Raw genomic sequence first — 15,153 nt, 5'->3', positions numbered from 1 at the left:
CCCATGTACACCCCCGTGCGCAGTCTCATATCGATCGACGACCTGACGGACGACGAACTGCGGGCGCTCGTCGGCCGCGGAGTCGAGTACAGCACCGGCCGGGCCGGACACCCGTCGCCCCTGGACCGCCAGGTCGCCGGGATCTACTTCCGCATGACCTCCACCCGTACCCGTACCGCCTTCTCCTCGGGCGCCCTGCGTCTGGGCGGAAGGCTGATCACCTACGGCCCCGACGATCTCCAGACCAACACGGGCGAGAGCAGCGAGGACACGGGCCGCGTCTTCTCACGGATGCTCGACGTCCTGGTGGCGAGGACCGGCGGCCCGTCGGCGGAGCTGCGGGCGTGGGCCGCCCAGGACCGGATGTCCGTGGTCAACGCGATGAGTGCCGAGGAGCACCCGACGCAGGCGCTCACCGATCTGACCACCCTGCACGCGCACTTCGGGCGGATCAAGGGCCTGCGGGTCCTGTACCTCGGCGAGGGCAACAACACGGCCGCCGCCCTCGCCCTGGCCCTGTCCCGCTACCCGGAGGTCGAGTTCGATCTGCGCACCCCACCGGGGTACGGCCTGACCGACGACATCCTTCGCTCCGCCAAGGCCCACGCCGCCCGCAGCGGCGCCGGCCTGACCGAGCGGCACGACATGGACGGTCCCCTGGGCACGTACGACGTCATCTACACCACGCGCTGGCGCACCACGGGAACCAGCAAGGCCGACGACGACTGGCAGCGGATCTTCGCGCCCTTCCAGGTGACGCAGGCGCTGTGGGAACACAGCCCGTCCGCGGTCTTCATGCACGACCTGCCCGCCCACCGGGGCGAGGAGGTCACGGCACAGGTGCTCGACGGCCCGGCCAGCATCGCCTTCGACCAGGCGGAGAACAAGATGCACAGCGCCATGGCCGTCCTGGAGTGGTGCCGACAGGGTGGCCGCCTCGATACCGGGCCCCTTGAATGACCCTCTCCTCCGACACCGCGGCGCAACAGGTTCCGCCCAGCGGCCCGCTGCGCCGCAACCGGGACTTCCTGCTGCTGTGGAGCGGGGCCGGCCTGTCCATGCTCGGCTACCGGATGAGCACCGTCACCTACCCCTTGCTGGCGATCTGGTATCTGGACTCGACAGTGGCCGCGGGCCTGATCGGCTTTGCCTCCCTGCTGCCCATGCTGCTCGTGCAGCTGCCGGCCGGGGTGCTCGTCGACCGGTACGACCGGCGCCGCGTGATGATCGGATGCGACATCGTCGGGTGCGTGGCCATGGCCAGCCTCGTGGTGTCGCTCCTCGCGCACCAACTCTGGCTGGGACATCTCATGGCGGTGGCCTTCGTCGAGGGCAGCGCGGCGATCGTCTACCGGCTCGCGGAGCGGGCCGCCGTACGCAACGTGGTCCATCCGCAGCACCTGCCCGCGGCGTTGTCGCAGAACGAGGCCCGTGCGCAGGCCGCCGGGCTGATCGGGCAGCCCGCAGGCAGCTCCCTGTTCACGTTCGCGCGCTGGACCCCGTTCCTGAGCACGGCGGTCGGCCACGTGCTGTCCCTGATCGGCCTCCTGTTCATCAAGGCGGAGTTCCAGACCGAGCGACGCGAGGGGCCGAGAAAGCTGCGCGGCGAACTCCTGGAAGGCATCACCTGGTTGCGCGGCCAGCGCTTCCTGCGCGCGGCCGTCTTCCTGGTCGCCGGAAGCAATCTGCTGTTCCAGATCTCGGGCCTCGCCATCATCCTCGTGGTCAAGGAGAACGGCGGTTCACCGACCGCGATCGGGGTGATCGGAGCGGTGTCGGGCGTCGGGGGCGTCCTGGGGTCCCTGTTCGCCTCCCGGCTCCTCAAGCATCTGCCGCCCCGGACCATCCTGGTGGGCGCGCTGTCCGCGTGGGCGGCCGTCACCTCGTGCCTGGCCTTCACCAGCGGTCTGTACACGATCGGCGGGCTGATGGCGCTCATCAGCTTCGTCGGGGCCTCGATGAACGTCTCGGCCGGCGTCTATCAGGTGCAGACGACCCCCGACGGCCTCCAGGGCCGGGTCACCAGCGTCGCCATGCTGGTGTCCTCCGGGTCCAATTCCATCGGCTCGATCGCCGGGGGAGTGCTGCTGAGCATCGCCAGTACCACCCACACGATCGCCGGCGTCGCCGCGGTGATGTTCCTGCTCGCTGTCTCGGCCGTGCTCAGCCCGGCCGTCCGAAGCGCCGGTGACAGCCCCTTGCTGTCCAAGGGACAGGGCGGTGGACCACCCGCACAGCGGACGGGCGAGGTTTCGAGAGAGGAATGACGATGGGTGAGCGGGACATGACCACCTCGCAGGACGAAGCCCGGGCCGAGTACCTCAGACTCAGACTGGCGGGCAGGAAACACGGCCGCCGGACCGCCCTGCCGCACGCGGACCGCTCGGCCCCGCTGCCGCTCTCCTCGGGGCAGCAGCAGATGTGGTTCCTCAATCAGCTGGACCCCGAAAGCCCCGAGTACCTCGTGCCGATGGCGCTGCGGTTCACGGGGCCGCTCGACGCCGACGCGCTGCTGCACGCCTGGACGCAGGTGCTCGATCGGCACGAGATCCTGCGCACCCGTTACGCCATGGGCGACGAAGGACCCGTCCAGACCATCCACCCGGACGGGCCGCGCGACCTCCCCCGCATCGATCTGTCGACGCTGCGGGACGAGGCCCGGGAGGCGGAGGTCCTGCGGATCCTCACCGAGCAGTCGTCGGCGCGGCTGGACCTCGCACACGACTGGCCGGTGCGCGGCGGGCTGATCCACTGCGCGCCCGACGACCATGTGCTCGTGCTGGTGGCGCACCACATCGTCTGCGACGCCTGGTCGACCCGGCTGTTCGCCCAAGAGATGGGGGCGCTCTACCGGGCCGCGGTGACCGGCGCCTCGCCCGGTCTCCCGCCCCTGGAGATCCAGTACGCGGACTACGCGGCCTGGGAGCAGCAGCACATCTCCGGCCCAGCAGGGCAGCGCCATCTCGCCTACTGGCGAGCGCACCTCGCCGACCTGCCCGTCCTCGACCTGCCCACGGACCGGCGGCGCCCCGCCCGCCGTGACCACACCGCCGACGCGGTCAGGTCCGAACTGCCGACGGCACTCACCGACCGGGTGCGGGCGCTGGCAGGACGGTACGACACCACGCCTTTCGTCGTCCTGCTCACCGCTTTCCAGACGCTGCTCGCCCGCCACACCGGCAGCACGGACCTGGCCGTGGGCACCGTCGTGTCAGGACGTACCCGGCCCGAGGTCCAGCATCTGATCGGCTACGGCATCAACAGCCTGGTCCTGCGCGCCCGTTGGCGGGGGAACCCGTCCTTCGGCACGCTGCTGCGGCAGGCCCGGCAAACCGTGCTCGACGCCTTCGATCACCAGGAGGCGCCGTTCCCCGTGCTGGCGCGCGAGCTGGCACCGGAGCGGGACATGTCCCGTACGCCCCTGTTCCAGAGCATGTTCATGATGCGCGAGACGGCGACAGAGGACTACGGGTTCCCGGGCGTCGACACCGAAGCGCTGAACGTGTTCGCGCCTCGCGCCCGCTTCGATCTCGGCCTGACGGTCGAGGAGGGCCCGGACGGCACCCTGACCTCCCGGCTCGAATACGCCACCGCGCTGTTCGACCGGACCACCGCGGAGCGGCTCCTGCGCCAGTACCACCGGCTGTTGCGGCACGCGGTCGACGAGCCAGGTACTGCGCTCTCCCACCTCGACGTGTCCGACGAAGGCGCCGTCACACGCGCACCCGGACCGCAGGCCCAGGAGGCTCCCCGCTGTCTGCACTCCCTCTTCGAGGAGCAGGCGCGGCGCACCCCTGACGCCGTCGCCGTCGTGGCCGCGGGCACCTCCCTGACCTACGGTGAGCTCGACGCCCGCGCCAACCGCGTGGCGCATCGGCTGCGCGGTCTGGGGGCCGGGCCCGAAAGCCTGGTGGGCGTCTGCCTCACCCGGGGCGCCGAACTCGTACCCGCCCTGCTCGGTGTGCTCAAGGCAGGCGCGGCCTACTTGCCCCTCGATCCCTCGCACCCGCGCGAGCGGCTGCGGTTCGCGCTGCGGGACGCCGGAGCCTCGGTGGTGCTCGCCCAGTCCTCGACCACCGGCCTGCTGAACGGCACCGGCACCGAGACCGTCGTCCTCGACGACGACCAGGATCCGGTGCACACATCCCCGGCGGACGCCCCCGTGACCGGCTGCGTCCCCGACAACCTCGTCTACGCGATCTACACCTCTGGATCCACCGGCCTCCCCAAGGGCGTGGCCCTCACCCACACCAACGTCCACCGCCTGCTGACCAACGCACGCCGGCACCTCGCCTTCGGGGAGGGCGACGTCTGGTCGATGACCCACTCCTACGCCTTCGACGTCGCCGTCTTCGAGATGTGGGGCGCACTCCTGCACGGCGGTCGGCTCGTCGTCGTACCGCACGAGATCAGCAGTACGCCGCAGGAGCTCATCGACCTGCTCGCCGGGGAAGGCGTCACCGTGCTCAGCCAGACCCCGTCGGCGTTCCGCGGCCTGGTGGCCGCGGCCGAGGCGGAGGAACCCCGGCTCGGCCGGCTCGCCCTGCGAACGGTGATCTTCGCGGGCGAACGCCTCGACATCTCCGGTCTGCGGCCCTGGACCGACCGGTTCGGCCTGGACGGTCCTGCCCTGGTCAACATGTATGGGATCACCGAGACGACCGTGCACACCACCTTCCACCGGGTCACCCGCGACGACCTGGACCCTCTCGCCGCCAATGCCGTCGGGCTGCCGCTGGACGACCTCACCGTTCATCTGCTCGACGACCACGGTTGCCCCGTGCCGGACGGCGGGCGAGGCGAGATCCATGTCGGTGGTCCCGGTGTGGCCCGCGGCTATCTGGGCCGGCCTGAGCTCACCGCCGAGCGGTTCGTGCCCGACCCCTTCGGGCCGCCCGGCGCCCGCCTGTACCGCAGCGGCGACCTCGCCCGCCGGGGCCCCGAAGGGCGGCTCCAGTTCCTCGGCCGGACGGACGACCAGGTCAAGGTGCGCGGCTACCGGGTCGAACCCGGCGAGATCGCGACCGTCCTGCGGGAGCACCCGGCCGTCGGCCAGGCAGTCGTGGTCGTCGACGGCACGGCCACCGGCGACCACCGGCTGATCGGCTATGTGGTGCCCCAGGGCGACAGCACGGTCAAGGCCGGGGTGCTGGCCGCACACTGCGCGGCACGGCTCCCTCCGTACATGGTCCCCGTGGCCTTCGTGCCGCTGGACGCGCTGCCGCTGAACGCCAACGGCAAGCTCGACCGCGACCGCCTGCCCCGGCCGGACCGCTCCACTCTCCTCCCGGAAGCCGTGTACGTGGGGCCGCGTTCGGGGTTGGAGGAGCGGGTGGCGGGTGTGTGGGGGGAGGTGCTGGGTGTGGAGCGGGTCGGGGTCTTCGACGGGTTCTTCGATCTGGGCGGGGATTCGATCCGTGCGGTGGCGTTGGTGGGTGCGTTGCGGGCCGCGGGTCTTTCGGTGTCGGTGCGGGATGTGTTCGGTCTGCGGACGGTGGCGGGTCTGTGCGAGGTGCTGGCGGATCGGCCCGCGGCGGAGTCGCAGGAGTCGGTGGCGCCGTTCGCGTTGGTGGACGCGCGGGACCGTGAGCTGGTGCCGGACGGCGTCGTCGACGCGTACCCCATGGCGTCGGCACAGATCGGCATGGTCGTGGACATGCTGACCCGCGACCGGTTCAGCAACTACCACAACGTCGCCACGACCCGGATGCGCGACGACCGGGAGTTCTCCGTGTCGGCACTGCGCGAGGCGGCGCAGGTCGTCGTCGGCCGGCACGAGGTGCTGCGCACCTCCTTCGACCTGCACACCTTCTCCGTACCGATGCAGCTGGTCCATCCGACGGCGACGGTGCCCGTGGTGGTGCGCGACCGCCGGGGCCTGGACGCGGCGGCGCTGCGCGCCGACTTCGACACGTTCCACGACACGGAACGGGCCCACTTCTTCGACCTGGCCGAGCCGCCCATGATGCGGCTGACCGCCCATGTGAGCGACGACGGATGGTGGCTGTCGATCACGGAGTTCCACGCCATCGTCGAGGGGTGGAGCTACCACTCCCTGATGCGCGAACTGATCGACTGCTACCTGCGGATCAGGGACGGCCGGGCCGTGGCACCGAGGCCGCCCGTCGCGGTGCGCTACGCCGACTCGATCGCCGGTGAACTGCGGGCACTCGCCTCGCCCGAGGACCGCGCGTACTGGACGAGGACCGTCGAGACGCACCCCAGGTTCAGCCTCCCGGCCGAGTGGGGGGACCCCCGGGAGCCGGTGCGGACGTACTGGGAGTCCGTCCCCTTCGACGACCTGGAGGACGGCCTGCGGGCCCTCGCCGCGTCGGCGAACGCCTCCCTGAAGAGCGTGCTGGTGGCCGCGTACGGCAAGGTCCTCGGTTCGCTCACGGATCAGCGGCGGTTCAGCGCGGGAGTCGTCGTCCACACCCGACCGGAAGCGCTCGGCGCCGACCACATCTACGGCATGCACCTCAATACCGTCCCGTTCGCCTTCGAGCGTGCGGGTGGTACGTGGCGGGAGTGGGTGCGGCAGGTCTTCGACCGGGAGATGGAGCTGTGGCCGCACCGGCGTTTCCCGATGCCGGAGATCCAGCGCATGGCGGGCGGAGGGCGGCTCGTCAACGTCCTGATCAACCACGTGGACTTCGACCGCCTCGATGACGGAGTCGCCGATCTCGGCACCGCCATGGCGCCCGGCACGACCGAGTTCGACCTCGCCGTCACCACGCTCTCCCGACGCATCAGCCTCAAGAGCCACACCGGAGTACTGAGCCGTGCGAACGCGGCGCGGGTGGCGGCGATGTTCCGTGCGGTCCTTGAGGCGATGGTGGCCGACGGTGACGGGGATGCCGGGGAGGTGTTCCTGCCGTCGGGGGAGCGGGAGGTACTGGCGGGGCTGCGGGCCGCTGAGTTGGGTGGGCCCGAGGTGCTGGTGCCGGAGTTGCTTGCCGAGCGGGTGCGGCTGACGCCGGGGGCGGTGGCCGTGTCGGCCGGTGGTGTGGAGTTGTCGTACGGGGAGGTGGCGGAGCGGGCGAACCGCCTCGCGCAGGTGCTGCGGGGCGCGGGAGTCGGCGCGGAGACGCTGGTGGGGGTGTGCCTGGAGCGTGGGGTGGACCTGGTGGTGGCGCTGTGGGCCGTATGGAAAGCCGGTGGCGCCTACGTGCCCATGGACCCGGCCTTCCCCCTGCCCCGGCTGCGCTCGGTGGTGCGGGAAGCCGGCATCCGGACCGTGCTGACCGGCGGCTCCGTCGCCTCAGCCGTGGAGGGGGCCCTGGGGTCGGCGGCCTGCGTCCGCGTCGACGAGGTGGAGGCGGCACGGACGAGTGCCTCGGAAATGGTGGGCAGCGTCCCGTTCGACCCGCAACCGCTGGACGCACCGCTCGATCCGAACCAGTTGGCCTACGTGATCCACACCTCTGGATCGACGGGGCGGCCCAAGGGCGTCCAGGTCACCCACCGCGGCCTCGCCCACCATGTGCGCTGGGCCGCGCAAACCCTGACCTCCCACGGCGAGGGCGGATCCGCGCTGTTCTCGTCGGTGGCCTTCGATCTCGTCGTACCCAACCTCTGGGCAACGCTGGTCAGCGGACAGCGTCTGTGGATGTGGCCCGAGGACGGTGACCTCGCGGATCTGGCGGACGACTTGTGCGCAGCCGGCCCCTTCAGCTTCCTGAAGCTGACTCCCAGCCATTTGGAGGTACTGGCGAGCCGATTGGACGGGAAGCGCGCGAGGGCGCTGGCCGAGACCGTGCTGTCGGCGGGGGAGACCCTGACCGGATCCGCGGCCGATCGCTGGCTGGGGTGGCTGGGCCCGGGGCGGCTGATCAACGAGTACGGCCCGACCGAGACGACCGTGGGTGCGTCCGTCATGCCGGTGAACATCTCGCCTGCCCCCGACCGGGTCCCGATCGGACGTCCCTTGCCGGGTGTCTCCCTGCACACGGTCGATGAGGGCCTGCGCTCGGTGCCGGTGGGCGTGGTGGGCGAGTTGTGTGTGGGTGGTGTCGGTGTGGCCCGCGGTTATCTGGGCCGGCCTGAGCTCACCGCCGAGCGGTTTGTCCCCGATCCCTTCGGGCCGCCCGGTGCGCGCCTGTACCGCACCGGTGACCTGGCCCGGGTCCTGTTCGACGGCACCGTGGAGTTCGTCGGCCGCACCGACGACCAGGTGAAGATTCGCGGCCACCGCGTCGAGCCCGGTGAGGCCGAGGCCGCCCTCGTCACGCTGCCAGGGGTCGCGGAAGCCTGCGTCGTGGTCTCCACCCTGGGCCGCGGGCCCGCCCTCGTCGCCTACGTGGTGCCCGCCGAAGGCGCCACCCCCGACGGCGCGGAGCTGCGCGCCGCTCTCGAACGGACCTTGCCCTCCCACCTCGTGCCCGCGGCTTTCGTGCCGCTGGACGAGCTGCCGCTGAACGCCAACGGCAAGCTCGACCGCGCCGCTCTGCCCGCTCCCGACGGCGAATCCCTGAGCACCGCCCAGGTGGGGCCGCGTTCGGGGTTGGAGGAGCGGGTGGCGGGTGTGTGGGGGGAGGTGCTGGGTGTGGAGCGGGTCGGGGTCTTCGACGGGTTCTTCGATCTGGGCGGGGATTCGATCCGTGCGGTGGCGTTGGTGGGTGCGTTGCGGGCCGCGGGTCTTTCGGTGTCGGTGCGGGATGTGTTCGGCCTGCGGACGGTGGCGGGTCTGTGTGAGGTGCTGGTGGATCGGCCCGCGGCGGAGTCGCAGGAGTCGGTGGCGCCGTTCGCGTTGGTGGACGCGCGGGACCGTGAGCTGGTGCCGGACGGCGTCGTCGACGCGTACCCCATGGCCCAGACGCAGATCGGCATGGTCGTGGAAATGCTCTCCGACGACTCCCTGCATCCGTACCACAGCGTCTCCTCCTTCCGGATACGTGACGAACACTCCGTCTCCCCGGAGGCGTTGCGCCGTGCGGCGCAGACAGTGGTGGAACGGCACGAAGCCCTGCGCACGTCGTTCGACCTGCACACCTTCTCCGTACCGATGCAGCTGGTGCATCCCGCCGCCGAAGTCCCGGTACGCCTGCGGGACCTGGGCGGTCTGACCGCCGAACAGATCAAGAACTCTCTCGACGAATACCAGGCCCAGGAGCGGGACCGCCCCTTCGACCTGGCATCACCGCCTCTGCTGCGGCTGTGCGCGCACCAGGAGGGCGACGGAGCCTGGTGGCTGACCGTCGTCCGCTGCCACGCGATCTCCGAGGGATGGAGCCACTACAACCTGCTGGTGGAGCTCCTCGGCTGCTACGAGGAGGTCAGGAACGGGACGACGCCCACGAGCCCGCCGCCCGCGGCGGTGCGTTACGCGGACTTCATCGCAGGCGAACTGGAGGCGCTCGCCTCGCCCGACGACCGCTCCTACTGGAGCGGGGTGATCGAGAGATATCGCCGGTTCACGCTGCCCGCGGACTGGGGCACTCCCGGAGCCGCCCGCGAACGCGTCCGGCTCCGCGTCCCCGTCGACGACCTCGCGGACGGACTGAGGGCCTTCGCGAGCCGGTCGGGCGTCTCGCTCAAGAGCGTGCTGCTCGCGGCCCATCTGAAGGTGCTCGGCTCGCTCACCGAGGAGGAGACCTTCTGTACCGGCCTCGTCTGTGACGCCCGGCCTGAGGCGCTCGGCGCCGACCGCGTCTACGGCATGTACCTCAACACGGTCCCGTTCGCCTCCGGCCGTGCGGGTGGTACGTGGCGGGAGTGGGTGCGGCAGGTCTTCGACCGGGAGGTGGAGCTGTGGCCGCACCGGCGTTTCCCGATGCCGGAGATCCAGCGCATGGCCGGCGAAGGGCGGCTCGTCGACGTCTCCTTCAACTACCTCGACTTCAGCAGTATCGACACCGGCCGGATCGACGTGAATCCCACGCTCACCGCCGGGGCGACGGAGTTCGACCTGGCGGTGACCGCACAGGCCGGCCACATCGGGCTCAGCACGCATACCGGGGTGCTGAGCCGTGCGAACGCGGCGCGGGTGGCGGCGATGTTCCGTGCGGTCCTTGAGGCGATGGTGGCCGACGGTGACGGGGATGCCGGGGAGGTGTTCCTGCCGTCGGGGGAGCGGGAGGTATTGGCGGGGCTGCGGGCCGCTGAGTTGGGTGGGCCCGAGGTGCTGGTGCCGGAGTTGCTTGCCGAGCGGGTGCGGCTGACGCCGGGGGCGGTGGCCGTGTCGGCCGGTGGTGTGGAGTTGTCGTACGGGGAGGTGGTGGAGCGGGTGAACCGCCTCGCGCATGTGCTGCGGGGCGCGGGAGTCGGCGTAGAGACGCTGGTGGGGGTGTGCCTGGAGCGTGGGGTGGACCTGGTGGTGGCGCTGTGGGCCGTCTGGAAAGCCGGTGGCGCCTACGTCCCCGTCGACCCCGACGGTCCTCCGGCACGGCTGCGCCACACGATGGCCGACTCGGGAGCCTCGGTGCTCGTGACGTCGGGCGCGTTCGCAGGAAGCCCGGGCGCCGCCTTCACCGGTCGCGTGCTCGTGCTCGACGGCGCGGACGCGGCCCGGGTCGCGACGGCACCGGCGACGGAACCGGACCCCGTACCGGCGCACTCCGGGGCGCACCTCGCCTATCTGATGTACACCTCGGGATCGACGGGGCGGCCCAAGGGCGTCCAGGTCACCCACCGCGGCCTCGCCAACCGTGTCCGGTGGGCCGTCGAAGCGATCGGCCTGCGCGCGGATGACCGTACGCTGCACAAGACCGCACCGAGCTTCGACGCCGCCGTGTGGGAGATCTTCGCTCCCCTGGTGAGCGGCGGAACGCTGGTCCTCGCCCCGCCCGGCGCCGAACGCGACCCCGGGACGATGAACCGCGCGCTGGCCGACGAGCGGGTGACCGTGCTCCAGGCGGTCCCCACCGTGCTGCGGACGCTCGTGGAGTCCCCGCGATGGGCGGACGGTACGGCACTGCGACTCGTCTTCTCCGCCGGAGAGCCGCTCGACGCCGACCTCGCCAGGCGCATCGTGGGCGGACGACCGCTCGCCCTGTGGAACACGTACGGCCCCACCGAGTGCACCATCGACGCCACGGCGCACCGTTACGACCCCGGGCAGGAGACGGGCCCGGTACCCATCGGGCGCCCGCTGCCCGGTGTCTCGTCGCAGGTGCTTGACGGGAATCTGCGCTCGGTGCCGGTGGGTGTGGTGGGCGAGTTGTGTGTGGGTGGTGTCGGTGTGGCCCGCGGTTATCTGGGCCGGCCTGAGCTCACCGCCGAGCGGTTTGTGCCCGATCCCTTCGGGCCGCCCGGTGCGCGCCTGTACCGCACCGGTGACCTGGCCCGGGTCCTGTTCGACGGCACCGTGGAGTTCATCGGCCGTGCCGACGACCAGGTGAAGATCAACGGCGTCCGCGTGGAACCCGGCGAGGTGGCCGTCGCGCTGCGTGCGCTGCCCGGCGTCGCCGATGCCGCGGTCGTGCCGCGGGACGACGAACACGGCAACCGGAGACTGGTCGCGTACACCGTGCCGTCCGGACCCGACGCCCCGGACGGCACCGCTCTGCGCCGCGCCCTCACCGAGTCACTGCCGGCGGCTCTGGTGCCCGCGGTCTTCGTGGGCGTCGAGCGCATACCGCTCACCGCGTCGGGCAAAACGGACCATCGCGCCCTGCCCGCGCTGCCGAACGGCCCGCGGAAAGACCACGTCGAGCCCCGCACAGCGACCGAGCGGGCGCTCGCCGACATCTGGTCCAGGGTGCTGCGCCTCGAACGGGTGGGCGCGCACGACCGGTTCTTCGAGAACGGCGGCGACTCCCTGCGCATCACCAGAGTGATCGCCGCGGCCCACCGGCAGGGCATGCCCCTGACCCTTCGGATGCTCTACGAACACGATGTCCTCAGCGATCTGGCCGCAGTGATCGACTCCCTTGTGGAAGGGCGAGACACGACCATGGTTTCCGACCTCACCCCCGCTACCGACACGGCCCCCGTCCCGTCCACGGGACGCTCCCGCCCAGACACCGCGCCCTCGGTCCCCGAGGACGCCGTACTCGCCGCGATGGACCGCCACGCCGTACCGGGCGTGGGCCTCGCCCTGCTGCGCGGCGGCGAGGTGACCACCCTCGCGGGGTACGGCGTCACCGCGGCGGACCGCCCCGCACCCGTCACCGCGAGCACGCCGTTCCAGGTCGCCTCGATCAGCAAGCACGTCACCGTGCTCGGCGTCCTGCGGCTCGTGGCCGACAAGGTCCTCAACCTGGACGAGGACATCGACCACTACCTGACGTCCTGGCAGGTCCCGCGGAGCACGGGCATCACCCTGCGGGAGCTCCTCAGCCACCAGGCCGGTCTGAGTCACGTGCCGCCCACCAACCATCTGCCCGGCGCCACCATGCCGACGATCCTCGAGGTCCTGCGCGGAGCCCCGCCCGCGGCCAATGAGCCCGTCCGCGCGGAACACCGTGCGGGGCAGGTGTTCAAGAAGACCAACATCAACTTCTCCGTGCTCGAACAGCTCCTCGAGGACGTCACCGGTGAACGGTTCGGCCCGCTGATGCAGCGCCTCGTCCTGGATCCGTTGAAGATGGCGGACAGCAGCTTCGACCAGGCCCACCCGGACAAGTCGCCGGTGCCGGTGGCCATCGGCCACGACGCGAACGGAGCCCCGATCGCGGGCCGTTGGCGGGTGCGCAACGAAGTGGCAGCAGGCGGCCTGTGGGCCAGCGCCCGGGATCTCGCCAAGGTGGCCCTCGAAATCCGCCGGGCCCACAACGACGACGACGGCGTGCTGCTGACCCGCCCCCTGGCCCGTCAGATGGTGATGGTCTGGCACCCCGGCAGCTACTACGGTCTCGGCTCCGTGGTCGACGACTCCGGCGGCGACCACGAATTCGGCCACGGAGGCCGCACGGTCGGCTACCGCAACGGCACCTTCACCCAACTCGGCACCGGCGACGGCCTCGTGATTCTCACGAACGGTGAGTCCGGCAAGCACATCCAGACCTTCGTGGCCGACCACATCAGAGCACCGAAGGCCGGTCTGGGCACCGGCCGGGGCAGCGATGGCTGGGCGAACGCCGTGGACGAACCGGTAGAAGGCCCCCGTCGCGCCCGAAGCGGCGGCGCGAGATGACGCATGATGCCGTGCACGACGTGATCGGGCGGCGCCCGGACACGGAGGCGAGCGCCTTCCTGGTCAGGCTGACCGGACCCGACGGCACCAGCACCTTCGGCTCGGGGGCCGCGGACCTCGACACCGGCGCCCCGCTCCACGCCGGCCAGCACTTCCGCATCGGCGGGGTCACCAAGACGTTCCTCGCCGTGGCCGTGCTGAGCCTCGTCGCCGAGGGGCGGATCGAGCTCGACGAGCCGGTGGAACGCCGGCTGCCCGGCCTGCTGCCCGCGACCGTCACCGTACGCAGCCTGCTGGACCACACCAGCGGCCTCGTGGACGAGAGCGACGTCCGCTACAACGACACCGCCTGGTTCCTGCGCCATCGCTTCGACACCTTCACCCCGGACCAGCTCATCGCCCGAGCCCGGAGCCGCCCGCTCGCCTTCCCGACCGGCACCCGGCAGCAGATCACCCGGGCCAACTACGTCGCGCTCGGCATGCTCGTCGAACAGGTCACCGGGCGCCCCTACGCCGAGGTGACCCGGGACCGGGTGCTTCGCCCACTGGGCCTCGACCACACGCACCTCCCCGGCGACGACCCCGACCTGCCCGTACCTTTCGTCCGCGGATACGACGAGGGCGTGGACGTGACCCGGCACAGCCCCTCGCTGCACGGCGCGGCCGGCGAGATGGTGTCCACGGTGGCCGACCTCGACCGCTTCCTGGACGCCCTCACCGCGGGTGACCTGCTGCCCCCCGACATCGCGCGGGAGATGTACCGCGTACCCGACGTGCCGTACGCGAAGGGCGGTCGCGCGTTCTGCGGAGCGGGTCTCGACAGCGTGACGCTGCCCGGAGACGTGACCGTGTGGGGGATGGTCGGCATCGTGCACGGCTATCTCGCCGGCATCGTGACCGGCGCGACCCCCGAACGCCGGCTCGTCTACCTCATCTGCCCTACACGCCGGGGCGAGTTGCGGGCGCCGCCGATCGTCGCCCGCCTGCTGCACTCCGCCTTCTGCGGTACCTCGAGTAGCCCCATTAGCTAAGAAATATAGGTCCGCGCCGGAGATTGGATGCGGACGACGAAAGGAGCAACAGGGTGCACGACAACCCGATGTGGGCACCGTTCGAGGTCACTCCGGAAGAGACCGGCGCCACGGCCGATGCCGGTGGACTCGTGGCATACCTCCAGGACAAGGAGCGGCTCGACGCGGCTCTGGTCGAGCGGAAGGCCCTCACGTTCCGCGGGTTCGGGGTCGAGACGTCCGAGCTCGAAGCGGTCATGGACGTGCTGGTGCCGCACCGGCTCGCCTATGTGCACGGCAACTCGCCGCGTACCAAGGTCGGCCAGAACGTCTACACGTCGACGGAGTACCCGCCTCAGTACACCATCTCCATGCACAATGAGATGTCGTACGCCCATCAGTGGCCGGCCCGGCTGCTCTTCTACTGCGAGAGGGCACCGCTGAGCGGCGGCGCGACGCCTGTGGTCGACGGCGTCCGCTGGCTCGCCGCACTCGACCCGGAGGTCCGCGAGGCCTTCGCGGGAGGTGTGCGCTACACGCAGAACCTGCACGGCGGCATGGGACTCGGACGGAGCTGGCAGCAGACCTTCGAGACGGAGGACCGTGACGAGGTCGAGCGCTTCCTGGACAAGGGGCAGTCCGAGTGGGAGTGGCGCCCCGACGGCGGTCTCCGGGTGAGCCAGATCCGGAATTCCACCACACGCCATCCGGTCTCCGGGGCCGAGGTCTGGTTCAACCAAGCCGACCAGTGGCACGCCTCGGGCCTGGGCGACCAGACCGCGGCCGCCCTCGCCCAGATCATGCCCGAGGAGGAGATGCCGCAGTCGGTCACCTTCGCAGACGGCACTCCCATTCCCGCCGAGTACATCGCACAGATCCAGGAGCGCGGCCTGGCGTCCGCCGTGGACGTCGACTGGCGGGTCGGCGACCTCCTGCTCATCGACAACGTTCTCGTGGGGCACGGCCGCCGCCCCTTCGAAGGGCCCCGCCGCGTGCTCGTCGCCATGTCCGACTGAGCAGCCGCCCGACCGCCGCTTCACGTTCTGTCCTTTCACACCGCTCGGAGGC

The 15,153-nt window shown here is 71.1% G+C and carries 5 protein-coding genes; all 5 read left to right on the top strand.

What is annotated here, in order from left to right; genetic code table 11:
* The first annotated feature begins 3 nt into the window (after positions 1-3).
* From ACZ6JY_RS08565 to ACZ6JY_RS08545, 5 genes are read left to right on the top strand one after another with little or no spacing between them, the layout of a single operon-like run.
* Positions 4-960, top strand: a complete 957-nt coding sequence (locus tag ACZ6JY_RS08565; RefSeq protein WP_469193596.1) for an ornithine carbamoyltransferase — start codon at positions 4-6, stop codon at positions 958-960.
* On the top strand, positions 957-2,267 hold the full coding sequence (locus ACZ6JY_RS08560; protein WP_469193594.1) for an MFS transporter: 1,311 nt from the start codon (positions 957-959) through the stop codon (positions 2,265-2,267). Before ACZ6JY_RS08565 ends, ACZ6JY_RS08560 begins: the two co-directional genes overlap by 4 nt.
* A gap of 2 nt (positions 2,268-2,269) precedes the next feature.
* A complete protein-coding gene (locus ACZ6JY_RS08555) occupies positions 2,270-13,075 on the top strand; it encodes an amino acid adenylation domain-containing protein (protein ID WP_469193592.1) in 10,806 nt (3,601 codons plus the stop codon).
* The gene (locus tag ACZ6JY_RS08550) at positions 13,072-14,106 is read left to right on the top strand and encodes a serine hydrolase domain-containing protein (protein ID WP_469193590.1); all 1,035 of its coding nucleotides are present in this window, start codon (positions 13,072-13,074) and stop codon (positions 14,104-14,106) included. Before ACZ6JY_RS08555 ends, ACZ6JY_RS08550 begins: the two co-directional genes overlap by 4 nt.
* Positions 14,107-14,159: 53 nt before the next feature.
* Positions 14,160-15,101 (top strand): TauD/TfdA family dioxygenase, encoded by a 942-nt coding sequence (locus ACZ6JY_RS08545; RefSeq protein ID WP_469193588.1) that lies wholly within the window; start codon positions 14,160-14,162, stop codon positions 15,099-15,101.
* The last annotated feature ends 52 nt before the right edge of the window (positions 15,102-15,153 follow it).

The sequence above is a fragment of the Streptomyces sp. NPDC046335 genome (genome assembly GCF_055587985.1).
Note: the sequence above shows the minus strand (reverse complement) of the source record. Positions and strands in the feature narration are given on the sequence as shown.